Below are 25,135 nucleotides of genomic sequence, written 5' to 3' on the forward strand. Positions count from 1 at the left end.
GAACTCTCGGACTCGGGCTTACTTGACGCCGAGACCGGCGTCGTCGACGGTGGGTTCGCCCGCGGCCGCGAGCACCTTGTTCAGGAGCGTGAGGTCGTAGATGCCGGCGAGCTCCGGCTGCTTGAGCAGACCCGCCTTGACGGCGTGCCGGGCCTCGGCGTCGAGGGTGGAGGCCAGCGGGTCGTCGGTGAACCGGATGGACTTCCACGCCGGGTCCAGGATGTCCGCGGGCAGCGCCTTGCCGGTTTCCGCCTTCAGCTGCGCGTTGGCGGCCGCCTTCGCCGCGTCCGGGTTGGCGTTGATCCACTTGTTGGTGTCGACCGACGCCTTCAGCACGGCCTCGACGGCCTTCGGGTGCTCCGCGAGGAACTTCTGCGACACGATGATGTTCGTGATCACGAACTTCTTGTCGGGCCACAGGTCCGCCTCGTCCAGCAGCACCTTCGCGCCCTCGGCGACCAGCTTCGACGCGGTCGGCTCCGGCACCCAGGCGCCGTCGATGGAGCCGGACTTGTAGGCGTCCGGGGTCACCTTGTTGTCGGTGCGGACGACGGACACGTCGCCCTTGCCGCTCTCCGCGTCGACCTTCCAGCCCTGCTCGGAGATCCAGTTGAGCAGCGCCACGTCCTGCGTGTTGCCGAGCTGCGGGGTGGCGATCCGCTTGCCCTTGACGTCGGCCACGGTCTTGATCTTGTCCGGGTCGACGACGAACTTCACGCCGCCGGACGCCGAACCGCCGATGATCCGCAGGTTCTTGCCCGCGGACTTCGTGTAGCCGTTGATCGCCGGGGACGGGCCGATCCAGCCGATGTCGATGGACCCCGAGTTCAGCGCCTCGATCTCGGAGGGACCGGCGTTGAAGACCTGGTACGACGCCTCGGTCCCGCCGAGCGCCTTCTGGAAGAAGCCCTTGTTCACGCCGACGAGGGCGGTCCCGTGGGTCAGGTTGCCGAAGTAACCGATCTTGACGGAGTCGAGTCCGTCGATCTTCGCCGCTCCGGCGGCGACCTTCTGCGCGGACGGGGTGTCCTCGGCCTGGGAGCCGTATCCGCAGGCGGCGAGGGTGAGAAGGGGAAGAGCGGCTGCGGCGGCGATGCCGCGGCGAAGAACGGAGCTCTTGGCAGGCACGGGAGGTGTTCCTCTCGTTGGCCCGGCGGTCACGGTCTCTCAGGTCGTGGCCGGGAGTTCGGCAGGGGTCTTCGTCGCTTCCGGGACGTCGGGTGGGGGGTGAGGGCGCGCAGGCAGTGCGCGTACGTCACCGCGCACATCGCGCCACCCCGCCCTGCCCGCTGCCGAGGGCACCGCTGCCGACGCGGCCGCCCTCCTTGGCGAACATGGAGTAGAAGTCGGTGCTGTTCATGCTCAGAAGTCCCACCCGTCGTCCTCGGAGTGGTCCTTGACCGGCTCCGGGGCGGCGAACGACTCGCCGACCATGCCCGCGGTGAGCGTGGTGCCGTCACCCGGGTCGATCAGGATGAACGAGCCCGTGCGGCGCGAGTCGGCGTAGGAGTCGAGGGGGAGCGGCTCCGCGGTGCGGATCTTCACCCGGCCGATGTCGTTGGCGACGAGCCGCCCCGGGTGCGGGTGCAGGGACAGGTCGTCGAGCGTGAGACGGGACGGGATGTCCTTGACGATCGCCTTGACCGTGCGGGTGCCGTGCTTGAGCAGCACCCGGTGCCCGACCGTCAGCGGCTGGTCGGCGACGTGGCACACGGTGGCCTCGACGTCCTGCGTGGTGGCCGGGGCGTCCTTGCTCGGCACGATCAGGTCGCCGCGCGAGACGTCGAGGTCGTCGGCGAGCAGCACGGTCACCGACTGCGTCGTCCACGCCACGTCGACCGGCTCGCCCAGCAGGTCGATCCCGGCGATCGTCGTCGTCCGCCCGGACGGCAGGACGGTGACCGCCTCGCCGACGCGGAAGGTGCCGGCGGCGATCTGGCCCGCGTAGCCGCGGTAGTCGGGGTGCTCGGCGGTCTGCGGGCGGATCACGTACTGCACCGGCAGCCGCGCGTGGCAGTGCGCCAGGTCATGGCTGACCGGGACGGTCTCCAGGTGCTCCAGCACGGTCGGGCCGCCGTACCAGTCCATGGTGGCCGAGGGGTCCACGACGTTGTCCCCGGTGAGCGCCGAGATCGGGATGGCGGTGACGTCGGGGACGCCCAGCTCGGTCGCGTACGCCGTGAACTCCTCGGCGATCGCGGCGAACACGGACTCCCGGTAGTCGACCAGGTCCATCTTGTTCACGGCGAGCACGACGTGCGGCACGCGCAGCAGCGCGGCGATCGCGGCGTGCCGGCGGGTCTGCTCGACGACGCCGTTGCGGGCGTCGACCAGGATCACCGTCAGCTCGGCCGTGGAGGCACCGGTGACCATGTTCCGCGTGTACTGCACGTGTCCCGGGGTGTCGGCCAGGATGAACCGGCGCCGGGGCGTGGCGAAGTAGCGGTAGGCCACGTCGATGGTGATGCCCTGCTCGCGCTCGGCCCGCAGACCGTCCGTGAGCAGCGCGAGGTCCGGGCCCTCCGCGCCCCGGCCGGCCGAGGCGCGCTCCACGGCCTCCAACTGGTCGGTGAGGATCGACTTGGAGTCGTGCAGCAGCCGCCCGACGAGCGTGGACTTGCCGTCGTCGACGGAGCCGGCGGTGGCGAACCGCAGCAGGGTCGTGGCCGAGAGTTCCTCGGTCGTGGTCGTGCTCATGCCTAGAAGTATCCCTCGCGCTTGCGGTCTTCCATCGCGGCCTCGGAGAGCTTGTCGTCGGCGCGCGTGGCGCCGCGCTCGGTCAGCCGGGACGCGGCGATCTCGGCGATGACGGCGTCCAGGGTGGTCGCGTCGGAGTCGACGGCACCGGTGCAGGACATGTCACCGACGGTCCGGTAGCGCACGAGGCGCTTCTCGACGGTCTCGCCGTCCTTGGGCCCGCCCCACTCGCCGGCCGTCAGCCACATCCCGGCCCGCCGGAACACCTCGCGCTCGTGCGCGAAGTAGATCTGCGGCAGCTCGATGCCCTCCCGGGCGATGTACTGCCACACGTCCAGCTCGGTCCAGTTGGACAGCGGGAACACGCGGACGTGCTCACCGGGCGCGTGCCGGCCGTTGTACAGGTTCCACAGCTCGGGGCGCTGGCGGCGCGGGTCCCACTGCGAGAACTCGTCCCGCAGGGAGAACACCCGCTCCTTCGCGCGGGCCTTCTCCTCGTCGCGGCGTCCGCCGCCGAACACGGCGTCGAACCGCTCGCCCTGGATCTTCTCCGTCAGCGGCAGCGTCTGCAGCGGGTTGCGGGTGCCGTCCGGGCGCTCCTTGAGCACACCCCGGTCGATGTAATCCTGCACCGAGGCCACGTGCAGCCGCAGGTTGTGCCGCTCCACCGTACGGTCGCGGTAGTCGATCACCTCGGGGAAGTTGTGCCCGGTGTCCACGTGCAGCAGCGTGAACGGCACCGGCGCCGGCGTGAACGCCTTCAGCGCCAGGTGCAGCATGACGATCGAGTCCTTGCCGCCGGAGAACAGGATCACCGGGTTCTCGAACTCGCCCGCCACCTCGCGGAAGATGTGCACCGCCTCGGACTCGAGCGCGTCCAGGTGGCTCAGGGCGTACGGGGCCGCCGTGCCCTCCTCGGACCTGACGACGGTCGTCACACCAGTCCCCTTTCGCTGAGCAGCGCATGCAGCACCGCCGCGGACTCCTGCACGGTCTGGTTCTGCGACTCGATCCGCAGATCCGGTGACTCGGGCGCCTCGTAGGGGTCGTCGACCCCGGTGAGCCCGGTCAGCTCGCCCGCCGCCTGCTTGGCGTACAGGCCCTTCACGTCCCGCTCGCTGCACACCTCGACCGGGGTGGCCACATGCACCTCCAGGTACGCCGTCCCGTTCGTCTCGTGCCGCTTGCGCACGGCGTCACGGCTGTCGCCGTACGGCGCGATCACCGGCACCAGCGCCTTCACGCCGTTGCGGGCGAGGAGCTCGGCGACGAAGCCGATGCGCTGGACGTTGGTGTGCCGGTCCTCGCGGCTGAAGCCGAGGCCCGCCGAGATGAACTCGCGGATCTCGTCGCCGTCGAGCACCTCGACGAGGTGGCCCTCCTCGCGCAGCCGGCCGGCCAGCTCGTACGCGATGGTGGTCTTGCCGGCACTCGGCAGACCCGTGAGCCAGACGGTGGCTCCGGTCGTCACGTGGTTCTCCTGCTTCTGTGGGGAGGTGGTCATCCGTGCAGCCCGCACTCGGTCTTCGCGCGGCCGGCCCAGCGGCCGGCGCGCGCGTCCTCGCCCTCCAGGACGCGGCGGGTGCAGGGGGCGCAGCCGACGGAGGCGTAACCGTCCATCAGCAGCGGGTTGGTCAGGACGCCGTGCTCGGCGACGTAGGCGTCCACGTCGTCCTGCGTCCAGCGGGCGATGGGGGAGATCTTGACCTTACGCCGCTTGTCGTCCCAGCCGACGACGGGGGTGTTCGCCCGGGTGGGGGACTCGTCGCGGCGCAGTCCGGTCGCCCACGCCCGGTAGCCCTTCAGACCCTCCTCCAGGGGCTGCACCTTGCGGAGCCTGCAGCACAGGTCGGGGTCGCGGTCGTGCAGCTTCGGCCCGTACCGGGCGTCCTGCTCGGCGACCGTCTGCCGCGGGGTGAGCGTGATGACGTTGACGTCCATCACGGCCTCGACCGCGTCCCGGGTGCCGATGGTCTCCGGGAAGTGGTAGCCGGTGTCGAGGAACACCACGTCCACGCCCTTGAGCACGCGGGACGCCAGATGGGCGACCACCGCGTCCTCCATGGAGGAGGTGACGCAGAACCCCGCGCCGAAGGTGTCGACCGCCCACTGGAGGGTCTCCAGCGCGGAGGAGTCCTCCAGGTCACGGCCCGCCTGCTCGGCGAGTGCCTTCAGTTCCTCGTCCGTACGCTCCTGGGCCGTCGTCATATCAGGTCCCCTCCGTTGTCGGCTCGCTGAACACCCCGGGCGAGCAGCCCGAGGAACTTCAGCTGGAATGCGCGGTTGCACGCCGCGCATTCCCAGGCGCCGTGGCCCTGCTCGTGGGGACGCAGGTCCTCGTCGCCGCAGTAGGGGCAGTAGAAGGGGGCGGCCCGCTCGCTCATGACAGGGCCTCCTCGCCGGCACGGGCCGCCCAGGTGGCGAACCGCTCGCCGTCCTCGCGTTCGGCCTGGAACCGCTTCAGGACCCGCTCGACGTAGTCGGGCAGCTCCGCGGCCGTGACCTTCAGGCCGCGCACCTTGCGGCCGAAGCCGGCGTCCAGTCCGAGCGCGCCGCCCAGGTGCACCTGGTAGCCCTCGACCTGCTCGCCCCGGTCGTCGAGGACCAGCTGGCCCTTGAGACCGATGTCCGCGACCTGGATACGGGCGCAGGCGTTCGGGCAGCCGTTGATGTTGATGGTGATCGGCTCGTCGAAGTCGGGGATGCGGCGCTCGAGTTCGTCGATGAGGGAGATGCCGCGCTGCTTGGTCTCGACGATGGCGAGCTTGCAGTACTCGATGCCGGTGCAGGCCATCGTGCCGCGCCGGAAGGGGGAGGGCTCGGCGGTCAGGTCCAGCGCCTCCAGCGCCTCGACCAGCGACGTGACCTGCGCCTCCTCGACGTCGAGCACGATCATCTTCTGCTCGACGGTGGTGCGGACCCGGCCGGAGCCGTGTGCCTCGGCCAGGTCGGCGATCTTCGACAGGGTGGCGCCGTCGACGCGGCCGACGCGCGGGGCGAAACCGACGTAGAAACGGCCGTCCTTCTGCCGGTGCACGCCGACGTGGTCGCGCCAGCGGGCGACCGGCTGCTCCGGGGCCGGGCCGTCGACCAGCTCGCGCCGCAGGTACTCGTCCTCCAGGACCTTCCGGAACTTCTCCGCGCCCCAGTCGGCGACCAGGAACTTCAGCCGGGCGCGGGTGCGCAGCCGGCGGTAGCCGTAGTCGCGGAAGATCGAGATGACGCCCTCGAAGACCTCGGGGACCTCGTCCAGCGGGACCCAGGCGCCGAGCCGGACGCCGATCTTGGGGTTGGTGGACAGACCGCCGCCGACCCACAGGTCGAAGCCGGGGCCGTGCTCGGGGTGGTTCACGCCGACGAAGGCGACGTCGTTGATCTCGTGCGCCACGTCCAGCAGCGGCGAGCCGGAGATCGCGGACTTGAACTTGCGGGGCAGGTTGGAGAACTCCTTGTTGCCGATGATCCGGCGCTGGATCTCCTCGATGGCGGGGGAGCCGTCGATGATCTCGTCCTCGGCGATGCCGGCCACCGGCGATCCGATGATCACACGGGGCGTGTCGCCGCAGGCCTCGGTGGTGGACAGGCCGACCGCCTCCAGGCGGTTCCAGATCTCGGGCACGTCCTCGATGCGGATCCAGTGGTACTGGACGTTCTGCCGGTCGGTGATGTCCGCGGTGCCGCGGGCGAACTCCTGCGAGATCTCACCGATCACCCGCAGCTGCTGCGTGGTGAGACGGCCGCCGTCGATGCGTACCCGCAGCATGAAGTACTCGTCGTCCAGCTCCTCCGGCTCCAGGACCGCGGTCTTGCCGCCGTCGATCCCGGGCTTGCGCTGGGTGTACAGGCCCCACCAGCGCATCCGGCCGCGCAGGTCGTTGGGGTCGATCGAGTCGAAGCCACGCTTCGCGTAGATCGTCTCAATGCGTGTCCGCACATTGAGACCGTCGTCGTCCTTCTTGAACTGTTCGTTGCCGTTGAGCGGGGTGAAGTGACCCGCGGCCCACTGACCCTCACCGCGGTGACGGCTCACCTTGCGGCGGGGCGCGGAGGCGGCAGGGTTCTGCGGGGTGGCGGCCATGGTGAATACGTCCTTCGGGACAGGCGGAAAGCGTCACTGACCTGCGCGTGTGGGCGCATGGAGGCAGGCGTGCGCGTCCTTGCGCAGGCGGGGAGATCTGGAGCGGGCTGTCGGCGGTGCTGCGGCTCGTCAGCTCGCCGGACAGATGGCGCTGGACATGCGGCCGAGGTCGACGTGCCGCCGACTCACCAAGGCAATCCCAGTTCCAGACATGACGGAAGCGTGGCACGGCGATCTGGACACAGTCCAGCTTCGTCCGCGATGCGGACACCCTTGTCCCGAGATGCGAGACGAGGGTGTTGTCGGTCACATGGTGCGCGAACCCTCTTGTCGGTGCAGGTCAGACCGGCTATGCGCCCGGCCAGGGGCCCGGGGCGGTCACCTTGGGCCTCTCCTCGACCTTGGTGTCGAACAGCTTGAAGCCCCGGCGCTGGTAGTTGTCCATCGCGTGCTCGCCGTCCAGGCTGCATGTGTGCAGCCACACCCGCTTCGTCCGCGCCAGCCCCGGCCAGCGGTCCGCGAGGTCCCAGGCGCGGGCGGTGCCGTGCGACAGCAGATGCCCGCCGATGCGCCGGCCGCGGAAGGCAGGGATCAGCCCGAAGTAGGCGATCTCCACGACGCCGTCGTCCTGCGGCTCGAACTCCACGTACCCCGCCGGGGTGCCCCGGTCGTAGGCGACCCACGTCTCCACGCCCGGCCGGGCCAGGTACTCCCTCCACCGCGCGTACGACCAGCCCAGCCGGTCGATCCAGCGGATGTCCCCGCCGACCGACGCGTACAGGAAGCGGCTGAACTCGGGCGAGGGCACCTCGGAGCGGGCGATGCGGACGTCGCCCTCGGGGGCGGCGGCCGGCAGGAGGTCACTCGGCGCGGTCTGCTCCAGGGACCAGGTGGTCACGGGGATGTTGGTCATGCCCGTCAGGGAATCATCTACTCCGTCGATCTGTCGACGGAGGCCAGCGGCAGCGCGAAGAGCATCCGGCCCGACTGGGTCCACAGCTCGCCGGTCGCCTCCCAGTAGGACAGGGACTCCGTGCGTCCGCTCCAGCAGGCGTGCGCGTCGTCCGCCCCGCACACCGAAGGCCGGGCCCCCTGCGCGTCCTGGCGCCACAGCGTCCCGTGCCCGCTGTGCCGGTCCGCGGCCCGCGTCAGGTACCAGCCGCCCCGGTACGCCAGCACCCCGCGCACCCCGGTCGCCTTCGTCGTGAACGCCTCCGTCGGCGCCACCGGCCCGCTGCCGCCGCCCGCGAGCAGACCGGCCCGGCCGGTGCCGGTGTCGAAGGCGTACCGCCACAGACGGGCGCCGCGCCCGCCGTCGTCGAGGGTCCACTCCGCGGCGACCAGGCTGTCCGGCGCGGTGCTGCGATCGAGGGAGAGGGCGGTGGGACGCGGGCCGTCCGCGCCGTCGGCGAGCCGGTAGGCGGCGACGGCCGGCAGGACGTACCGGTTGCCGTTCGCCGACCAGCCGCCGGGCACCCGGCCGACCGCCTCCCCGGCGACGGTGGCGCGCTGGATCCGGTTCACGTCGTACACGTACAGCGCGGTCCGGTCTCCGTCGCCCGCGGTGACCAGCAGCTTGTCCTGGTACCAGACCATGCCGGAGACGCGGGAGACCAGCCCGCGGTAATCCCGTCCGCCGTCGACCGGGACGGCGAGCAGCGCCCAGGTGTAGGCGGGCCGGCCGGCCTCGCCCGCGTCGACGAAGGCGATCCGGGCGAGGCCCCGGTCGGCGGCCGGGCCGCCGCTGCGGGACCAGGCGGACAGGATCACCCGGTGCCGGCCCCACAGCCCGTCGTCGTCCGCGTCGCCGGAGGTGGTGACCGCGCCTGGCTGCCAGCCCGCGGTGTCGTCGGCGTTCCAGCAGTAGGCGGCGGCGGCCGCGGGGGAGACGGGCAGCGCCGCACGCTCCGTGGCGGAGCAGTCGCTCGCGTCGCGCAGGGTGCGCCCGGCTCCGTCGAGCACCTCGCCGACGCCGACCGGCGCGCCCATCGTGGCCGCGAGCCGGTCCAGGGCGGACTGCGCCACGGGCTCCTCCGTCAGCCGCATCCCGTCCCCGGCGGCGGAGGCGAGCGGCTTCAGCGGCCCGGGGCTGTCCGGGACGGTCGCCTGGGAGGCGCTGATCATGGTGGCGGCGGCGGTGAGCGCGAGGGCCGTTCCGGTCAGGAACCCCCGCAGAGCCCTGCCCCGTCTGCGTCGGCGATGTCGGCCACGTTGCTTCATTCGTCCTCCCGAGGCGGGCCAACTGCGCCTGATGATCCGTACGTTGATCGAGGAGCAGGTGGGGTGACCCGTAGGGGGATGCTACGGCAGTCCACCCCTGTTGCGGACGAAGACCCCGCACTTGGACGGAAGACGCCCCGGCGTAAGGCGATGTGCGGTAGAACTCCCCAGGACCCCTACCGGGCCTGTCGTGCGGAATCCGACGTGCGCGCGGTGGCCACCGCGGGGGCGGTGGAGTGCGGCAGGAGGTCCCTCGGGTCGTCCGGGAGGAGCACCTCCACCTCCGCGGCCTCGCAGAAACGATACGGCCGGTGTTCCAGGAGTCCCCCGAGATACCGCCGCACCCGGGACATCTCAGCCCGTACCGTCACCGTCCGCGCCGGATCACCGAACACGTCCTCCGCGAGCCCCGCCGCGCTGCGACCACCCCGCCGCACCGCCAGCAGATACAGCAACTCCGCGTGCCGCGGACTCAGTTCGTGCGACCACGTGCCCGCCGCCCCGACGACCGTCACCGACCAGCGGCGCGGCCGGGCCAGATCCAGCACGATCCGCGTCGCACCGGACGGCAGCGGCTCCACGGCCCCGTCGACGGACCGCAGCAACCAGCCACCGGCCAGCGGCTCCAACGAGCACAGCCCGAACCCCGGCATCCACCGACGCCCCGGCGCGGGCGACTTGGGCAGCGCGATCCGGTTCGCGTACGGCATCCCACTCACCGCCGCCGTCCACCCGTCCCCGTCCACCACCGCCGCCCGGCCGCCCAGCCGGGCCAGCACCGGCGCCGCCACCGCCCGCAGCCGCTCCAGCGACCCCAGGTGCATCTCCCGCAGCCGCGCCTCCGCCAGCTTCGCCACCGAGTCGACCCAGGCGAGGGTCGCCGGGTGCATCGTCTCCAGCGGCCCGCTCACGTCCACCACACCCAGCAGCCGCCCGTTGCGCGGATCGGTGATCGGGGCGCCCGCACACGTCCAGGCCGCGTGCGAGCGCACGAAATGCTCCGCGGCGAACACCTGCACCGGCCGGCGCACCACCGCCGGGGTGCCCACCCCGTTGGTACCGACGACGTCCTCCCGCCAGTCCGCGCCCAGTTCGAAACCCAGCCCGTCGGCCTTGCGCAGCACCGGCGAACAGCCCTCCCGCCACAGCACCCGGCCCTCCTCGTCGGCGACCACCATGATGTGGTGGGCGACGTCCGCGACCGACAGCAGCCCCTCGCGCAGCACCGGCAGCACGTCCCGCAGCGGCGACTCCTCCCGCCGCCGCCGCACCTCCTCCTCCGGCAGCACGCCCGCCCGGAAGTCGTGCTCCGGATCGACCCCGCTGCGCAGCATCCGCTCCCACGACTGCTCGATCACCGGCCGCGGCGCCACCCGCGCCCGCCGGCCCGCGAGCCGGGCCTCACGCACCTCGCTGAGCACCCGCGCCGCCCGCGCGGCGTCGACAGCCGCCAGCCGCTCCACGTTCATCGGCGACTTCGCCACAGGGGCCTCCCGGTGAGCACACAGGCAAAGGACCGGATGTCAAGTGGCTGCGCCGACTGTTTCCGGTCTTACTGGAGGTCCCCATCTTGCCGTCCGACCGTGACGGAGGGACACAGTCCGGTCACCCGGACCCACCACGTTGCAACCCCTTGCAACCCTGGTCAACATCCACGGCCTGTCCGAGACTTGTGGCACGCCGTCCCGAGCGGCGTTTCCTGGCCTCGCAGGGCCAACCCCGCGGGGGTGGTGCCGTGTCGGCGCAGCACCACCCCCGCACCTGTTCCCGCAGGTCAGGCCAGGGGACGGGCCCGCTCGACCAGCGTCCCCAGGGCCAGGGTGTGCGGCAGCGTCCCGAAGGCCGCGCCACTGTCGCCGCCCAGCCGCGACGCACAGAACGCGTCCGCCACCTCCGGCGGCGCGAACCGCACGAGCAGTGCACCCTGGAGCACCAGTGCGAACCGCTCCGCCAGCCGCCGCGCCCGGGCCTCGGCACCGTCCAGGTCGGCCAGGTCGGTCAACAGGTCCTTGATCGCCGCGTCCAGCCGGTGATCGGCACCCCGCGCCCGCCCCACCTCCCGCAGATAGGCGTCCAGCGCCTGCGGCTCCCTCCGCAACGCCCTCAGCACATCCAGCGCCTGGACGTTTCCCGCGCCCTCCCACACCGAGTTCAGCGGCGACTCGCGCACCAGCCGGGGCATCCCCGACTCCTCCACGTACCCGTTGCCGCCCAGGCACTCCGCCGCCTCCACCGTCACCGGCGCACAGCGCTTGGTCACCCAGTACTTCGCGGCCGGCACCGCGATCCGCAGCAGCGCCCGCTCCTGCTCGCCGCCGTCGTCGTAGGCCGCCGCGAGCCGCAGTCCCAGCGTCGTCGCCGCCTCCGACTCCAGCGCCAGATCGGCCAGGACATTGCGCATCAACGGCTTGTCGAGGAGCTTCCCGCCGAACGCCTCCCGGTGGGCGCAGTGGTGAACCGCCTGCGCGACGGCCGCCCGCATCAGCCCCGCCGACCCCAGCACACAGTCAAGCCGGGTCGCCGCGACCATGCCGATGATGGTGCGCACCCCGCGCCCCTCCTCCCCGACCCGGCGCGCCCACGTCCCGTCGAACTCCACCTCGGCCGAGGCGTTCGACCGGTTGCCCAGTTTGTCCTTCAGCCGCTGGAGCCGGAAGACGTTGCGCGTGCCGTCCTCCAGCACCCGCGGCACCAGGAAGCAGGTCGGCCCCTCCCCGGTGCGCGCCAGCACCAGGAAGCCGTCCGACATCGGCGCCGAGCAGAACCACTTGTGCCCGGTCAGCTCGTACGCCCCGTCCTCGGCGAGCGGCCGCGCCCACGTCGTGTTCGACCGGACGTCGCTGCCGCCCTGCTTCTCCGTCATCGCCATCCCGAACAGCGCCCCCGCCTTCTCCCGGGCGGGCCGCAGCTCCCGTTCGTAGATCGTCGACGTCAGCCGGGGCTCCCACTCGGCCGCCAGCGCCGGATCCGTGCGCAGGGCGGGCACCGCCGCGTGCGTCATCGACAGCGGACAGCAGTTGCCCGCCTCGACCTGCGTCCACACCACGAACCCCGCCGCCCGCCGCACATGCCCGCCCGGCCGCGCCCAGGCCGCCGTCAGGTTGGCCCCCACCCCCTTGCCCAGCAGCCGGTGCCAGGCCGGATGGAAGTCCACCTCGTCGATCCGGTGCCCGTAGCGGTCGTGGGTGCGCAGCCGCGGCGGGTTCTCGTCGGCCTGGATCGCCCACTCCTGGAGCTGCGCCGACCCCGCGGCCCTGCCCAGTGCGGACAGCTCACCGCGCGCCTCGTCGAGCAGTCCCGGATCGAGGTGGCGTTCCACGGCCGCCACGAGCGCCCGGTCCGCGCCGTAGACGTCGTACCCGAGGAGGGGCGGGGGCTGGTTGGTCACGGTGTGCGTGCTGCCTGCCATACCGCGAACGTACCCCCGGGTACCGCGGACATGACCGATCCGGCCGCACGTGGCGCTCACCGAGCGTGCGACGCCGTCCCACCGGAGGTGAGTGCAGCCCCGAACGGCGGATACCTTTAGGGCGTGCAGCCAGCAAGTCAGTCCCCCGAGCACCCCGAGGCCCTCACCGGGCGTCTCCACCGCGCGCGTGCCCTCTACCGGAACGTCTCCAAGCGCAGGACGGCCTGGCTGCTGCTCAAGGACACCGTCAACTCCTGCATCGAGTACCGCATCCTCGGCCTGGCCGCCGAGGCCGCCTTCTTCACCCTGCTGTCCGTGCCGCCGCTGCTGCTCAGCCTCATCGGCCTGCTCGGCTATGTCGACGACTGGACGGGCACCGACACCATCTCCAGCCTGGAGGCCAACCTCCTCGACGCCTCCCGCACCGTCCTGTCCGACAAGGGCGTCGCCCAGATCGCCCAGCCGATCCTGGACGACGTCATGCAGGGCGGCCGCCCCGACGTCATCTCGATAGGTTTCCTGTTCGCCCTGTGGTCCGGCTCGCGCGCGGTGAACGTCTTCATCGACACCATCACCGTCATGTACGGCCTCGACGGCGTCCGGGGCATCGTCAAGACCCGGCTGGTGGCGTTCCTGCTGTTCATCGCGGCGCTGCTGATCGGTTCGGTCGCACTGCCGCTGATGGTGGCCGGGCCGGACGCCGTCGTGCGGATCGTGCCCTGGTCGGCGACCGTCGTGCAGGTCCTGTACTGGCCGGTCGTGATCGTCCTGTCGATCGCCTTCCTCACCACCCTCTACCACGTGTCCGTGCCCGTGCGCTCCCCGTGGATCGAGGACGTGCCCGGCGCGCTCGTCGCCCTCGCGATGTGGGTGCTCGGCAGCTTCCTGCTGCGCATCTACCTCCAGAGCACCATCGAGGGCGCCACCATCTACGGCTCCCTCGCCGCCGCCGTCGCGGTGCTGCTGTGGATCGGCGTGTCCGCGTTCGCCGTCCTCGTCGGCGCCGCCGTGAACGCCGCGATCGACCGGGTCTGGCCGGCCGCCGCGACCGCCGCCGCCCGCGCCGCCAACGAACGGCTGCGCGAGGAGGAAGCCGCCGAGTACGTGGCCCGCATGGCCGCCGCCCGCGTCCACGAGGACCCCGACGACCCCGACATGCCCTCCGAGTTCCCCGAACGCTGGTCGCGGTTCCTCCCCCCGGAGGACGTCACGGGCCGCCTGCGCACCCATGCGAAGGCCTCCCCGAAGGGCGGCGGGCCGGGGGAGGAGCCGTCGGACCCCGAGAAGTAGCGGCGGGCCGGCTCCCACCGGGGGGAGGAGATCTCGGCGGGTGCCCGTCTGGGGGCTCTCGGGTGAAGGGGCCGGCCGAGGCCGGGCCGGTCCGGCGGGCGGCCCGGGACGGAGGACCTCCGGGGCGGAGTGCCTCCGGAGCGGCCGGGCTCGGCCGGGGCCCGGGGTGAAGCCCCTGCGTGGCGACCGGGCGCGGCCGGGGGCATGGGCGAAGCCCCTGCGTGGCGGCCGGGCGTCGGCCCGTGGGCCCTCCGACCGGCCGGAGCGCCTGGGTTGCCGGTCAGACCGTCAGCCCGATGTGCCCGCCGCCGCGGCCTCCTTCGCGAACGCGGCGAAGCCGCGCGGGTCCCGGCCCAGGACCTCCCGCACACCGTCCGTGAGCCGCGCGTCACGGCCTGTTCGAGGAGCTCCTTACGCCGCGTCCGCACCGCGCAGCGCCCCCGCCCACGACTGCTGCTCCCCCCAGGCGAAGCCCGTCCCCCGCGACGCCGCCCGCACGGTGAGCCCGGCCGCCCGCGCGGCGAGCGCCACGCGCCCGCCCGTACGACCGGCCGCGCCGGTCACCACCACCGTCATGTTCCGCGCCGTGTTCGGTGTCATGCCCTCAGTCAACTGCCGCACGCGGCACGGGCCCGTCGCTGAACGGCTCATTCCCTTGAGGGGTCCTTGCACGGTGCCCGCCTGGGCCGCGCGGCCCGGCACCGCACCTCGCCGCGTCGCCGGAAAGCCCTGGTAGCTCCGTTGCAAAGACTCTCCGGCGCCTTGCGGTGCACGGCACCGGACCACGCGGCCTGATCAGGCGCTCACCGTGCAAGGACCCCTCAGCGCGCGTCTACGCTGACGGCATGGACGCTCTCGCAGGCCTGCCGGAGGGCCCACGCGCACGTGGCGCCCTCATGATCCGTGCGTGCTTCGACCCGCCGTGGGCGGTGCGGGTGGAGGACCGCACGCCGCTGACGGTGATGCCGATGGTGCGCGGCGAGGGGTGGGTCGTCCCCGACGAGGGCGAACGGATCCGGCTCGCGGCGGGCGACCTCGCCATCGCCCGCGGCCCCGGCGCCTACACCTGCGCCGACGACCCCGCCACACCCCCGCAGGCCCTGATCCTGCCGGGCGGCCGGTGCGCCTGCCCCGACGGCCGCTCCCTCAACGGCTCCATGGACCCGGGCGTGCGCGCCTGGGGCGACCGCCTCGACGGCTCCACCGTCGTCCTGATCGGGACGTACCTGATGGAGGGCGGGATCAGCGGCCGGCTGCTGGACGCCCTGCCCCCGCTGCTGACGCTCACCGCCGACGTGTGGCAGTGCCCGCTCACCCCGCTGTCCATGGAGGAGGTCGCCCGCGACGAACCCGGCCAGGAGGCCGCCCTGGACCGCCTGCTGGACCTGCTGGTCATCGCCGCCCTGCGGGCCTGGTTCTCCCGCCCCGGCGCCGAGGCCCCCGCCTGGTACCGGGCGCTCGCCGACCTGGTCGTGGGCCGCGTCCTGCGCCTCGTGCAGGACGACCCGGCGCATCCCTGGACCGTGGCCTCCCTCGCCGCCAAGGCGGGCGTCTCCCGGGCCGGCCTCGCCCGCCGCTTCACCGACCTCGTCGGCGAGCCCCCGATGACCTACCTCACCGGCCGGCGCCTCGCCCTCGCCGCCGACCTGCTGCGCACCACCGACGACACCCTCGACGCCATCGCCCGCCAGGTCGGCTGCGGCAGCCCCTTCGCCCCGGCCAACGCCTTCAAACGGGTGTACGGCGTCAGCCCCCAGGAACACCGGACACGGGCGGTGTGACATGTACCGGGAACGGCCCTCCCGACTGGCCGGCGCCGTGGTGTGGACCGCCACCCCCTCGGGCGGCGGCGTACGGCCCGTGCTGCCCGACGGCTGCATGGACCTGCTGTGGAACGAGGGCCGCCTCCTGGTCGCCGGACCCGACACCCACGCCCACCTCCCCGACGGCCGGCCCGCGCCCTGGGCGGGCATCCGCCTCTATCCCGGCACCGCGCCCGCCCTCCTCGGCGTCCCGGCTCACGAACTGCGTGACCGGCGCGTGGAGTTGAGCGACCTGTGGCCGGCCTCGGAGGTGCGGCGGCTGTGCGCCCGCGTCGAGGCCGCGCCCGACCCGGCGGCCGGGCTGGAAGACCTGGCCCTGCACCGGGCGGCCCCACCCGACCCCGCACTGCGCCGACTGGTCGCCGCCCTCGCCGAGGGCCGCCCCGTCGCCACCACCGCCGACGAACTGGGCCTCGGAGCACGCCAGTTGCACCGCCGCTCGCTCACCGCCTTCGGCTACGGCCCCAAGACCCTCGCCCGCATCCTGCGCCTGCGGCGCGCCCTCGCGCTGGCCCGGACGGGCGTCCCGTACGCCGCGACGGCAGCCCGCGCGGGCTATGCCGACCAGGCCCATCTCGCGCGGGAGGTCAGGGACTTCACCGGGCGGACGCTCACCGAACTACTGCGCCAGTGGCGCGTACAGGTCGACCCCGTTGCCGTCCGGGTCGAGCACGACGGCGTACCGCTGCCCCCAGAAGGCGTCCCAGGGCTTGAGCTCGCCCCGGCAGCCGGCGCTGACCAGATCCTCGAACACCGCGTCCACCTCGGCGGGGTTCGCGCAGCGCAGGGCGAGTGAGGACCGGCCGCCGCCGGTGGGCGGCTGCCAGCCCGGGTGGAACGACCGCACGGATTCCTCGGTGTCCAGCAACAGCCGCAACCCGCCCGGGAGTCCGGCCTCGGCGTGCGGCCCCCGCTCCGCTCCCTCGGGGAACGCGAAGCCGAGCCGGCGGTAGAAGACGACGGAGGCGGCCATGTCGGAGACGACCAGACCGATGGCATCGAAACGTGGACTCATGTGGCCACCGTAGGCGGCAGCCGGATGGCCGGTCTTGAAGGAAACGGACACGGAAACGGAAGGAAACGCCGGGAAGGGCAACGCCGGCAGAGGAAACGGTCCCCGGAAGGGAACGCCACGAAAGGGAACGGGAAGGGGAGGGGAGGGGAACGCGCGCGGAAAACCGTTCCCCGGAGGGCGTGGGCCCGTGCCAGGGTGGTCCGATGCGTTCCCCCACCGACCGTGGCCGCCGTGAGCTGCTGCGTCTCCAGACCGACGTGACCTGGGCGCTCTTCGAGTACCACCTGGAGCGGCTGCGCCCGGAGGACTTCCTCTGGGAGCCCGCCACCCGTTGCTGGACCCTCCATCCCGACGGCGCGGGCGGATGGCGGCCCGACTGGGCGGACAACGAACCCGAGCCCGTTCCCGTCCCCACCCTCGGCTGGGTGAGCTGGCACCTCGGCTGGTGGCTCGGCGTCGCCACCGACCACCTGCACGGCCGCACGCCCCGCGAGCGGGCCGACGTCCGCTGGCCCGGGCCGGGGGAGCCGGCCGTCGCCTGGCTGCGCGAGGTGCGCGAGCAGTGGACGGCGGCCGTGGACGTGCTCACCGATGCCGATCTCGACCGACCGGCCGCCTTCCCCTGGCCGCCCGACGCCGGTCGCACCGTCGCCGACCTGCTCGCGTGGGCCAACGCCGAGCTGATGAAGAACGTGGCCGAGATGGGACAGCTGCGGCTGCTGAGGGCAGCCGGACCCCCGCCCGGCGTCAGCTGAAGGTCACCGGCCCGTTCGGCGTGTCCAGCGTGAACGAGAAACCCGCCGGCCCCTTCGCGAGCGGCAGGTCCGTACCGAGGACCGTCAGCACCGGCCGGAGCTCCTCGGGGTCGGGCACGGTCGCCGTCAGCTCCAGCAGAGGCGTCACGGGCAGGCCCGAGGCGGACGGGTGGACCGTACCGCTCCAGTCGATGAGGAAGGGCACCAGGCCGGAGGGGTGAGGGTCGCCGCCGTCGGTCAGCCGCCACTCCAGCAGCGTCCCGTCGGGGCGGCGCCGGCTCATCTCCCGCACGTCGCCGGGGTCGTAGCCGTGGGCCCGGGCGTCCGCCACCACCGCGTCCAGATCGGACCGGCCGATCGCCCAGGTGATGGTCCGCGGCGCGTCCAGGCCGTCGACGCCGAAGGGGCGCGGGCCCGTCGGAGCGGGCTGCTCCGGATCCGGGCCGATGATCTCCAGGTAGGCGCCGCCGCCCAGTCCGACCAGGTGGTTGCGGGTGCCGAGGCCGACATGCACCCCGCCCGGAGCGGGGGCCACTCCCGTGCGCCGGGTGAACTCGGCGACCGTCGCCGCCAGATCGGGCGTCGCCAGGACGAGGTGGTCGAGCCGTGCGGGAATGGTGTTCATCCCGCCAGAGACTACGCGCCTCACCGCCGGAAAGCCGCCGCCTCGCGAACACTTGTGCGGCAGGATGACGGCATGATCCGTGCCCCACGCACCCTGCCTGTGCTGTTGTCTGCCCTCGCGCTCCTCGCCGGATGCGGCACCGAGGAGGCGGGCGCCGACGCCGCCGCCGACCCGGCCGACATCACCTCCCGGGCCCGCGCGGCAGGCATCGCGCCCGAAGCGGTGTACGCCGTCGACGCTCCCGGCTACACCCTCGCCCAGCAGTCGGTCGGCGTGTACGGCGGCGACGGCTTCTCCGCCACCTACGTCTCCCGCGAGAACGGCACCCAACTGCGCCTCACCGTCGACCGGGCGGCGAACACGGCCGACAGGTGCCCGGCCCCGCCGACCGCCGGATCCAGCTCCGGTTCGGGCGCGGCCTCCGGTTCGGGAACCGCCTCCGGTTCAGGAACCGGCTCCGATACGCCCTTCAGTTCGGCAACCGGTTCCGAGACCGCCTCCGGTTCGGCAACCGGTTCCGATACGCCCTTCAGTTCGGCAACCGGTTCCGAGACTGCTTCCGGTTCGGCAACCGGTTCCGTCTCCGGCGCTGACACGGTCTCGAGTTCGGGAACCGGTTCCGCCTCCGGCGCGGACTCCGGTGCTGACACGGCCTCCGGCTTCGCCACCGCCACCGCCACCGCCACGGAGTCCGGCTCCGGCGGTGTCTGCACCCGCGACGGCGACCTCTGGTACCGCGCGACGGGTCAGGACGGCGAGTACAGCGTGCCCGCAGCGGACTTCGTCGTCCAGGTCGGCGGCACGGGCGTCCCCCGCGACGTCCTGCGCGAGGCCGCCCGCACCGTCCACCGCCCCTCCGCGGACGAACTCGACGCCCTCCTGCCCGCCACCGGCGCAGGCGGCGGTCCGGTGCAGCGCGGCGACCTGCCGACCACGGGCGACGGGGCGCCGCTCGACGGTCCCGGCACGGGTGGCTGACCCGGGCCGAGGAGGGACCGGCCCGCCGAAACCTTCGCCCTGATCGGCTCCCTGGGGCGCACGGCGCGGCGCGCATAGGGTCGCCGCCATGACCGCTCGTCTGCTCGTGTACACCCGCACCACCGCCTACCGTCACGACTCGATCCCCGCCGGTGTCGCCGCCCTGCGGACCCTCGGCGACTACGACGTCGACCACACCGAGGACCCCGCCGCGCTGGAACGCGACCTGGACGCGTACGCGGCCGTCCTCTTCCTCTCCACCAGCGGCGAGGTGCTCACCCCGGCCGGCCGGGAACTGCTCGCGGAGTACGTCGAGGCGGGCGGCGGTTTCGTGGGCGTCCACGCGGCGGCCTGCACCGAGTACGACTGGCCGCACTACGGCGACCTGCTCGGCGCCCGCTTCGACCGGCACCCCGAGTACCAGCCCGGCAAGGCCCTCGTCGAGGACCGCGACCACCCGGCCACCCGGCATCTGCCCGCCGTCTGGGAGTTCACCGACGAGTGGTACGACTTCCGGAGCAACCCGCGCGGCACGGTCCGGGTGCTCGCCACCGCCGACGAGTCGTCGTACTCCGGGGGCGGCATGGGCGACGACCACCCCGTCGTCTGGTGTCGCGCCCAGGGCGCCGGACGTGTTTTCTACACCGCACTCGGTCATGACGCCGGCGCCTACGACGACCCCGACTTCCGTGCCCATCTGCGCGGCGGCATCGACTGGGCGGCCGCGACCGCCGCACGGCACCTCCCGGGGGACGCGTGACGTTTCTGCGGTGAAACGCTTGCGCCGACGGAGTGAGTGACCCCCGCGCACCTGAGACGCCCCCGTCCACCGCGACGATCCTCTTGTCCCGTCGAAAAGGCCTGGCAGGAGGAGCCGGACGTTGACTTACGGGACGACACTGCGCGAGCGGATCGCCGCACCGGGCACGACCCCCTGATCGGCGTGTACGACATGTACTCGGCGTCGATCGCGGCACAGCACTACGACGGGCTGTTCGTCTCCGGGTTCGGGTTCGCGGCCTCGTACTACGGCCTGCCGGACATCGGTTTCATCGCCTGGCCGGACATGCTGGCCTTCGCGCAGCGACTGCGGGACGCGTTCCCGGGCCACCGTCTGCTGGTCGACATCGACGACGGCTATGTCGATCCCGAGGTCGCCTGCCATGTGGTGGAGGGACTGGAGCGGGCCGGGGCGTCCGGGGTCATCCTCGAGGACCAGAAACGGCCCCGCAGGTGCGGCCACGCCGACGGCAAGCAGGTGCTGCCGCTGCCCGAGTACCTGGCGAAACTGGAGGCGGTCCTCGCCACCCGCCGCGACCTGCTCGTCGTGGCCCGCACCGACGCCACCGACGAGAGCGACATCCTGCACCGGGCCGAGGCCCTCGCGGCGACCGACGCGGACGTCGTGCTGGTCGACGGGGTGCGCACTGTCGAGTGGATCCGCCGCATCCGCCGCCTGGTCGGCGACAAGCCGCTGCTGTTCAACCAGATCGCCGGCGGCAGGTCGCCGCGCCTGTCCCTGAGCGAGCTCACCGACCTCGGCGTGGACGTCGCCATCTACAGCACCCCCTGCCTGTTCGCCGCCCACGCGGCCATGCACTCCGCCCTCACCGAACTGGCCCGGACGGACGGCCGGCTGCCCGAGGCGGACGACACGACGGGCGTCGGCGTCCGTCCTGCTCGGGATCACGAAAAGTTTCTTGTGGTCAAGGGTGGTGATCGCCCTACGGTTGCTCCCCGTGACCATTGAGATGCCCTACCAGCCACTTCCGATCGACCAGTCGGACGTGCGCTACGTCCACGGACCCGATTCCGCTCCACAGCCGGGCGTGCCCGCCGGTGAGACCGTCGAGTTCGAGTGGAGGAGCAGCGAGGTCTACCCGGGGACCTTCCGGAGGTTCTGGGTGCACGTGCCCGCACAGTACGACCCGGCGGAACCGGCGTCCTTGATTGTGTTCCAGGACGGATGGTGGTACCTGGATCCCGAAGGAGAGGTACGCGGCGCGATCGTCCTGGACAACCTCATTCACCGCGGCGACATCCCCGTCACCATCGGCGTGTTCGTCGATCCCGGCGTCTTCCCCGACGCGGAGAACCCGAAGAACCGCAACAACGAGTACGACGCTTTCGATGACCAGTACGTCACCTTCCTCCTCACCGAGATCATCCCGCAGGTCACAGAGCGCTATGCCATCGCCCGGTCGCCCGAAAGGTGGGGCATCTGCGGCGGGAGCAGTGGCGGCAACTGCGCCTTTACCGCCGCGTGGCTGCGCCCGGACAAGTTCCGCCGCGTCATCGGATACCTGTCCAGCTTCGCGCAGATGCCGGAAGGCAATCCCTACCCAGATCTCATCTCCCACGCCCCCCGCAAGCCGCTGCGCATTTTTATGCAAGGCGGCCATCGCGATCTGCACTGGAATGAGTCACGGTGGAACTGGCTCGCCGAAAACTTGCGTGTGGCAGCCGCTCTCGCTGAAGCGGGTTACGACTTCCGCCTTGTCCTGGGAGACGGCGGACACAGCCCCAACCACGGCGGCGTCCTGCTTCCGGACGCTCTGCGCTGGCTGTGGCGGCCCAACGCGGGTTGATCGAGACGCATCATGCAATCGACGCTGGAGCGGGAGGCGGCCTCGCCGGGGAGGGTTGCACGGGGCGGTCGGGTGAACGAGGGCGCGCGGTCAGGTGGTGAACGTCATCAACTGGTCGCTTCAGCCGGGCAGCTCCAGTCCGCGTGCTTCAGGCGGTGCACGTCAGCCGGAAGTCACGGAAGTCGGCGGTGAACGAGGCGTCGACCAGGTCCCGGGCGTGGACACCGACCAGGGTCCCGGTGAAGCGCAGCCGGCCGCCGTGGTCGTCGGAGAGCCGACCGCAGTCCAACGGCGGCCCGACCGGCGCGCGCACACCGTCCCGGACGTACCAGAACCGCGCCTCCACCCCCTCGACCGTGACCCCCAACGTCAGGGGAACGCCCGCGTCGACCTCCACGACCGCCGCCTCCCGCGCCCCCTTCTCGTCGCGCTCCACGAGGCTGAGCACCGTCCGCCCCTCCCCGCGCCACTGCTGGCCGCGCTGCGCTTCTCCCTCGGGCTCCGCCCAGGTCAGGTCGAGCGAGAGGTACGCCTCCGCGTCGTAGCGCAGGATCAGCCCGGCGGCCTGCGTGAACGTGGACGGCCGTGCCTCCAGCGTCACTTCGGCCGTCGCCCGGTGCTCGGTGAGGCGCTGCGCGAGCAGGCTCTGAGCCCACCGCGACTCCGGCCCGTGCCGGCCCCGCAACCGTATCCAGCCCGGACGGACTCCGGTGTCCGCCCAGGAGGGGTGCGGGGGTTCGCGCAGGGTGCTCCAGGGCCAGGTCAGGGAGGTGGGGCGGGTATCGCCGGTGGGGGAGGGAGAGGTGACGGCGGCGGAGGAACCGGAGGCCTTCGGGGACGTCAGGACCGTCGCTGCCGTCGCTGGTGCTGGTGCTGGTGCTGGTGCTGGTGCTGGTGCCGTCGCCGTTCTCACGTGTGTCGCCGGTACCCTCGGTACCTCCACCTCGACGTCCGGGTGCCAGCCTCCTTGCCGCAGGCGCGGGTTGCCGTCCGCGTCCCAGGTGACCGCCTGGATCGCCGTCTCACGGCCCAGGGTGCACCGGGGGCCGTCCGGGGTGCCGAGCGGGCGGGCGGTGAGGTGGCTGAGGAACCACTCGCCGTCGGGGGTCTCCACCAGCTCGGCGTGCCCCGCCTTCTGCAACGGTCGTGCCGGGTCGTCCCGCGAGGTGAGCAGCGGACGGTCGTCGAGGGTGTAGGGGCCGGTCAGGTGCCGGCTGCGGGCCGTGCGGACACCGTGCTCGAACCCGGTTCCCCCCTCGGCCAGGACGAGGTGGTACCAGCCCGCGCGGCGCAGCACCTTCGGTCCCTCGATGAGCTTGTCGTGCTGGAGGAGGAGGTGTGTGCCGCCGCGCGGGGCGAGCGTGTCGCGGTCCAATTCGCTCAGCACGATCCCCGCGAAACGGCGCCCCTCGGGCCGGTGGTCGTTCTGCAGGTTCAGCAGCCACAACCTGCCGTCCTCGTGGTACAGGGCGGGGTCGAACCCGTGACCGGCGACACGGCGCGGCGCCGTCCAGGGACCAGTGACGTCGTGCGCCGTGCTGACGTAGGTGTCCAGGTCGAAGTACGGCGTGCCGACCGAGCGCACCACCGCGTAGACCACCCAGAAGAGCTCGCCGTCCCAGCTCAGCGACGGCGCCCAGACGCCGCCCGAGTCGGGCACCCCGGCCAGGGAGTCGCCCGGGGCGGCGCCCTGGACGTGGCCCGCGTACTCCCAGTGCGCCAGGTCCCGCGAGCGGTGGATCGGGATCGTCGGGAACCACTCGAAGGAACTGGTCGCGACGTAGTACCAGTCGCGGGCCCGGACCAGGGAGGGATCGGGGGCGAAGCCCCGGATGACGGGATTGCGCACCACGGTCACTTCAGGGCCCCCAGGGTGACGCCCGTCTTCCAGTAACGACGCATCGCGACCATCATGATCGCCATCGGCACGATGGACAGCAGCGCGCCGGTCAGGACGAGGCTCGTGACGTCCACACCGGACTCCAGGCGCTTGCCGGTCCAGTTGTACAGGCCGATGTTGAGCGTCCAGTTCTCCTCGCCGCGCAGCACGGTCAGCGGCAGGAAGAAGGCGTTCCAGGTGTTGACGAAGGCCAGCAGGAACACCGTCGCGCCGCCCGTCGTCATCATCCGCAGCACGATGCTGACGAAGATGCGCAGTTCGCCGGCGCCGTCCAGGCGGGCCGCCTCCAGCAGCTCGAAGGGGATCGTGGACTCGGTGTACACCTTGGCGAGATACACGCTGAACGGGTTGATCAGACAGGGGACCAGCATCGCCCACGGTGTGTCGACCAGGCCGATCTCCGAGAACAGCAGGTACAGCGGGAGCGTCAGCAGGGCGATCGGGATCAGGAACGAGCCGACGACGCACGCGAACACCACACCGCGGCCGGGAAACTCGAACCGTGCCAGGCCGTAGCCCGTGGCCAGGGCGATCAGGGTGCCGCCGAGCGAGCCGACGCCCGCGTACAGCAGGGAGTTGGCCGTCCAGCGCAGGAAGATGCCGTCCTCGTAGGTGAACAGCTGATGCAGGTTGTCCCAGAGGTGCATGCCGGAGAACCACAGGCCGTTGCTCTGGTAGAGCCCGGTGCGGTCCTTGGTGGCGGCGACGATCAGCCACCACACCGGGAACAGACTGTATGCGGTGGCCAGGACGAGGCCGACCAGTACAAAACGCTGCCCGCCACGGGAACGGGAGGCGGGATCCGGGACCGTGCGACGGCGGACCGCGCCGGCCGGGGACATCGCCGTACGGTCTTCGGTGAGCGTCATCCGTTCGCCTCCCTCGAGGTGAGCCGGTAGAAGAGGAAAGAGGCGACGCCGAGGAACAGCGCGAGCAGGACCGACAGGGCGGCGGCGTAGTGGTAGTTGCCGGCGTTGAACGCCTGGTTGTAGATGATCATGATCGGGGTGAAGCTGTCGTTCACCGTCTGCGGGGTGACGTTCCTGAACAGCGCGGGCTCGTTGAAGATCTGCAGCATCTGGATGATTGAGAGCAGTCCGGTCAGGACCAGCGCCCCGCGGACGTAGGGGACCTTGACGCTGCGGGCGATGCGGATCTCGGAGGCGCCGTCCAGGCGCGCGGCCTCGAACAGCTCGCGCGGCACGGCCTGGAGTGCCGAGTAGATGATCACCATGTTGTAGCCGATGCCGTGCCAGGTCAGCAGGTTGCCGATGGACGGCCAGACCATGGAGGGCGCGAAGAAGTTCCAGTGGAACCCGAACACCTCGCCCAGCGGCGTCAACGGGCCCACGTCGGGGCTGTAGACGTTGATCCACACGATCGCGGCCACCACCCCGGGGATCATGTACGGCACCAGCAGCAGGATCCGGAACCTGCTCGCCAGACGTGCGCCGAGCGCGTCCAGGAACAGCGCCAGCACCAGGCTGACGATGAGCATGACCGGGATCTGCACACAGGCGAACAGCACCACGCGCAGAATGGACTCGACGAACGCCGCGTCGGTCAAACCCTGCTGGTAGTTGTGCAGACCGGAGAACTCCTCCGTCGCACCGCCCAGGCCGAGACCGGACTGCCGGGTGCGGAACAGGGACTGGTAGACGGCGTAACCGATCGGGACCAGGTACAGGAAGACGAAGCCGAGCTGGAAGGGCACCGTGAAGGCGGCGCCCTTCCAGCGCAGGGAGCCAATCATGATC

At 72.0% G+C, this 25,135-nt stretch carries 23 protein-coding genes and 3 pseudogenes; 8 read left to right on the plus strand and 18 right to left on the minus strand.

The features are described from left to right. Positions 1 to 18 precede the first annotated feature (18 nt). From ACZ4YY_RS03960 to ACZ4YY_RS04015, 12 genes are all read right to left on the minus strand, one after another. Entirely contained in the window at positions 19 to 1,128 is a 1,110-nt protein-coding gene (locus tag ACZ4YY_RS03960; RefSeq protein WP_468283557.1) for an ABC transporter substrate-binding protein, read from the minus strand. A 234-nt stretch (positions 1,129 to 1,362) separates the two neighbouring features. Beyond that, positions 1,363 to 2,697: a sulfate adenylyltransferase subunit 1 gene (locus ACZ4YY_RS03965; RefSeq protein WP_468283559.1), complete on the minus strand. Its 1,335-nt coding sequence runs from the start codon at positions 2,695 to 2,697 to the stop codon at positions 1,363 to 1,365. 2 nt (positions 2,698 to 2,699) lie between these two features. Beyond that, positions 2,700 to 3,635: a sulfate adenylyltransferase subunit CysD gene (gene cysD / locus ACZ4YY_RS03970; RefSeq protein WP_468283561.1), complete on the minus strand. Its 936-nt coding sequence runs from the start codon at positions 3,633 to 3,635 to the stop codon at positions 2,700 to 2,702. Next, a complete protein-coding gene (cysC, locus tag ACZ4YY_RS03975) occupies positions 3,632 to 4,201 on the minus strand; it encodes an adenylyl-sulfate kinase (protein WP_468283563.1) in 570 nt (189 codons plus the stop codon). The genes cysD and cysC overlap by 4 nt, the downstream gene beginning before the upstream one ends. Next, positions 4,198 to 4,905: a phosphoadenylyl-sulfate reductase gene (locus ACZ4YY_RS03980; RefSeq protein ID WP_468283565.1), complete on the minus strand. Its 708-nt coding sequence runs from the start codon at positions 4,903 to 4,905 to the stop codon at positions 4,198 to 4,200. Before ACZ4YY_RS03980 ends, cysC begins: the two co-directional genes overlap by 4 nt. Next, positions 4,902 to 5,081 (minus strand): hypothetical protein, encoded by a 180-nt coding sequence (locus ACZ4YY_RS03985; RefSeq protein ID WP_468283567.1) that lies wholly within the window; start codon positions 5,079 to 5,081, stop codon positions 4,902 to 4,904. Before ACZ4YY_RS03985 ends, ACZ4YY_RS03980 begins: the two co-directional genes overlap by 4 nt. Beyond that, positions 5,078 to 6,775, minus strand: a complete 1,698-nt coding sequence (locus ACZ4YY_RS03990) for a nitrite/sulfite reductase (protein WP_468283569.1) — start codon at positions 6,773 to 6,775, stop codon at positions 5,078 to 5,080. The genes ACZ4YY_RS03985 and ACZ4YY_RS03990 overlap by 4 nt, the downstream gene beginning before the upstream one ends. 129 nt (positions 6,776 to 6,904) lie before the next feature. Beyond that, on the minus strand, positions 6,905 to 6,988 hold the full coding sequence (locus tag ACZ4YY_RS03995; protein WP_309486338.1) for a putative leader peptide: 84 nt from the start codon (positions 6,986 to 6,988) through the stop codon (positions 6,905 to 6,907). Between the two features lie 136 nt (positions 6,989 to 7,124). Next, positions 7,125 to 7,688 (minus strand): GNAT family N-acetyltransferase, encoded by a 564-nt coding sequence (locus ACZ4YY_RS04000; RefSeq protein WP_468283571.1) that lies wholly within the window; start codon positions 7,686 to 7,688, stop codon positions 7,125 to 7,127. 17 nt (positions 7,689 to 7,705) lie between these two features. After that, positions 7,706 to 8,995 (minus strand): hypothetical protein, encoded by a 1,290-nt coding sequence (locus ACZ4YY_RS04005; RefSeq protein ID WP_468283573.1) that lies wholly within the window; start codon positions 8,993 to 8,995, stop codon positions 7,706 to 7,708. 176 nt (positions 8,996 to 9,171) lie between these two features. Next, entirely contained in the window at positions 9,172 to 10,479 is a 1,308-nt protein-coding gene (locus tag ACZ4YY_RS04010) for a GAF domain-containing protein (protein ID WP_468283575.1), read from the minus strand. Positions 10,480 to 10,769: 290 nt separating this feature from the next. Then, positions 10,770 to 12,404: an acyl-CoA dehydrogenase family protein gene (locus ACZ4YY_RS04015; RefSeq protein ID WP_468283577.1), complete on the minus strand. Its 1,635-nt coding sequence runs from the start codon at positions 12,402 to 12,404 to the stop codon at positions 10,770 to 10,772. A gap of 123 nt (positions 12,405 to 12,527) precedes the next feature. Here ACZ4YY_RS04015 and ACZ4YY_RS04020 point away from each other — a divergent pair, with 123 nt between their 5' ends. Continuing rightward, positions 12,528 to 13,694 (plus strand): YihY/virulence factor BrkB family protein, encoded by a 1,167-nt coding sequence (locus ACZ4YY_RS04020; protein ID WP_468283579.1) that lies wholly within the window; start codon positions 12,528 to 12,530, stop codon positions 13,692 to 13,694. 414 nt (positions 13,695 to 14,108) lie between these two features. Here the strand turns inward: ACZ4YY_RS04020 and ACZ4YY_RS04025 are convergent. After that, positions 14,109 to 14,294 (minus strand): annotated as a pseudogene (locus tag ACZ4YY_RS04025) (NmrA family transcriptional regulator); the annotation flags it as partial. 245 nt (positions 14,295 to 14,539) lie between these two features. On the opposite strand from ACZ4YY_RS04025, the gene ACZ4YY_RS04030 reads away from it, so the two are divergent. Both ACZ4YY_RS04030 and ACZ4YY_RS04035 read left to right on the plus strand, forming a co-directional pair. Further along, positions 14,540 to 15,475, plus strand: a complete 936-nt coding sequence (locus tag ACZ4YY_RS04030) for an AraC family transcriptional regulator (protein ID WP_468283581.1) — start codon at positions 14,540 to 14,542, stop codon at positions 15,473 to 15,475. Between the two features lies 1 nt (position 15,476). After that, positions 15,477 to 16,142 (plus strand): annotated as a pseudogene (locus tag ACZ4YY_RS04035) (helix-turn-helix domain-containing protein); the annotation flags it as partial. On the opposite strand, the gene ACZ4YY_RS04040 reads toward ACZ4YY_RS04035, so the two are convergent. Beyond that, positions 16,137 to 16,532 (minus strand): VOC family protein, encoded by a 396-nt coding sequence (locus ACZ4YY_RS04040; protein WP_468283583.1) that lies wholly within the window; start codon positions 16,530 to 16,532, stop codon positions 16,137 to 16,139. The pseudogene ACZ4YY_RS04035 and the gene ACZ4YY_RS04040 sit on opposite strands and share 6 nt — an antisense overlap. A gap of 203 nt (positions 16,533 to 16,735) precedes the next feature. On the opposite strand from ACZ4YY_RS04040, the gene ACZ4YY_RS04045 reads away from it, so the two are divergent. Then, positions 16,736 to 17,287 carry a DinB family protein gene (locus ACZ4YY_RS04045; protein ID WP_468283585.1) on the plus strand — a complete coding sequence of 184 codons (552 nt, stop codon included), beginning with the start codon at positions 16,736 to 16,738 and terminating at the stop codon, positions 17,285 to 17,287. Here ACZ4YY_RS04045 and ACZ4YY_RS04050 read toward each other — a convergent pair. Next, a complete protein-coding gene (locus tag ACZ4YY_RS04050) occupies positions 17,280 to 17,912 on the minus strand; it encodes a VOC family protein (protein ID WP_468283587.1) in 633 nt (210 codons plus the stop codon). The two genes, ACZ4YY_RS04045 and ACZ4YY_RS04050, sit on opposite strands and share 8 nt — an antisense overlap. A 72-nt stretch (positions 17,913 to 17,984) precedes the next feature. Here ACZ4YY_RS04050 and ACZ4YY_RS04055 point away from each other — a divergent pair, with 72 nt between their 5' ends. The 4 genes and pseudogenes from ACZ4YY_RS04055 to ACZ4YY_RS04070 all read left to right on the plus strand — a co-directional run bounded on the left by ACZ4YY_RS04055 (position 17,985) and on the right by ACZ4YY_RS04070 (position 21,478). After that, on the plus strand, positions 17,985 to 18,890 hold the full coding sequence (locus ACZ4YY_RS04055; RefSeq protein ID WP_468283589.1) for a hypothetical protein: 906 nt from the start codon (positions 17,985 to 17,987) through the stop codon (positions 18,888 to 18,890). A gap of 88 nt (positions 18,891 to 18,978) precedes the next feature. Beyond that, positions 18,979 to 19,650, plus strand: coding sequence for a ThuA domain-containing protein (locus ACZ4YY_RS04060; protein WP_468283591.1), 672 nt, complete (start codon positions 18,979 to 18,981; stop codon positions 19,648 to 19,650). Between the two features lie 121 nt (positions 19,651 to 19,771). After that, positions 19,772 to 20,640 (plus strand): annotated as a pseudogene (locus ACZ4YY_RS04065) (isocitrate lyase/PEP mutase family protein). Further along, entirely contained in the window at positions 20,630 to 21,478 is an 849-nt protein-coding gene (locus tag ACZ4YY_RS04070; RefSeq protein ID WP_468283593.1) for an alpha/beta hydrolase, read from the plus strand. Before ACZ4YY_RS04065 ends, ACZ4YY_RS04070 begins: the two are co-directional and overlap by 11 nt. 148 nt (positions 21,479 to 21,626) lie before the next feature. Here the strand turns inward: ACZ4YY_RS04070 and ACZ4YY_RS04075 are convergent, their stop codons facing one another. The 3 genes from ACZ4YY_RS04075 to ACZ4YY_RS04085 are packed head-to-tail and all read right to left on the minus strand — an operon-like array spanning position 21,627 to position 25,131. Further along, the gene (locus ACZ4YY_RS04075) at positions 21,627 to 23,336 is read right to left on the minus strand and encodes a glycoside hydrolase family 43 protein (RefSeq protein ID WP_468283595.1); all 1,710 of its coding nucleotides are present in this window, start codon (positions 23,334 to 23,336) and stop codon (positions 21,627 to 21,629) included. After that, positions 23,333 to 24,247 carry a carbohydrate ABC transporter permease gene (locus ACZ4YY_RS04080; protein ID WP_468283597.1) on the minus strand — a complete coding sequence of 305 codons (915 nt, stop codon included), beginning with the start codon at positions 24,245 to 24,247 and terminating at the stop codon, positions 23,333 to 23,335. The genes ACZ4YY_RS04075 and ACZ4YY_RS04080 overlap by 4 nt, the downstream gene beginning before the upstream one ends. Next, positions 24,244 to 25,131: a carbohydrate ABC transporter permease gene (locus ACZ4YY_RS04085; protein ID WP_468283599.1), complete on the minus strand. Its 888-nt coding sequence runs from the start codon at positions 25,129 to 25,131 to the stop codon at positions 24,244 to 24,246. Before ACZ4YY_RS04085 ends, ACZ4YY_RS04080 begins: the two co-directional genes overlap by 4 nt. Positions 25,132 to 25,135: the final 4 nt, after the last annotated feature.

This window comes from Streptomyces sp. NPDC030143 (assembly GCF_055573695.1).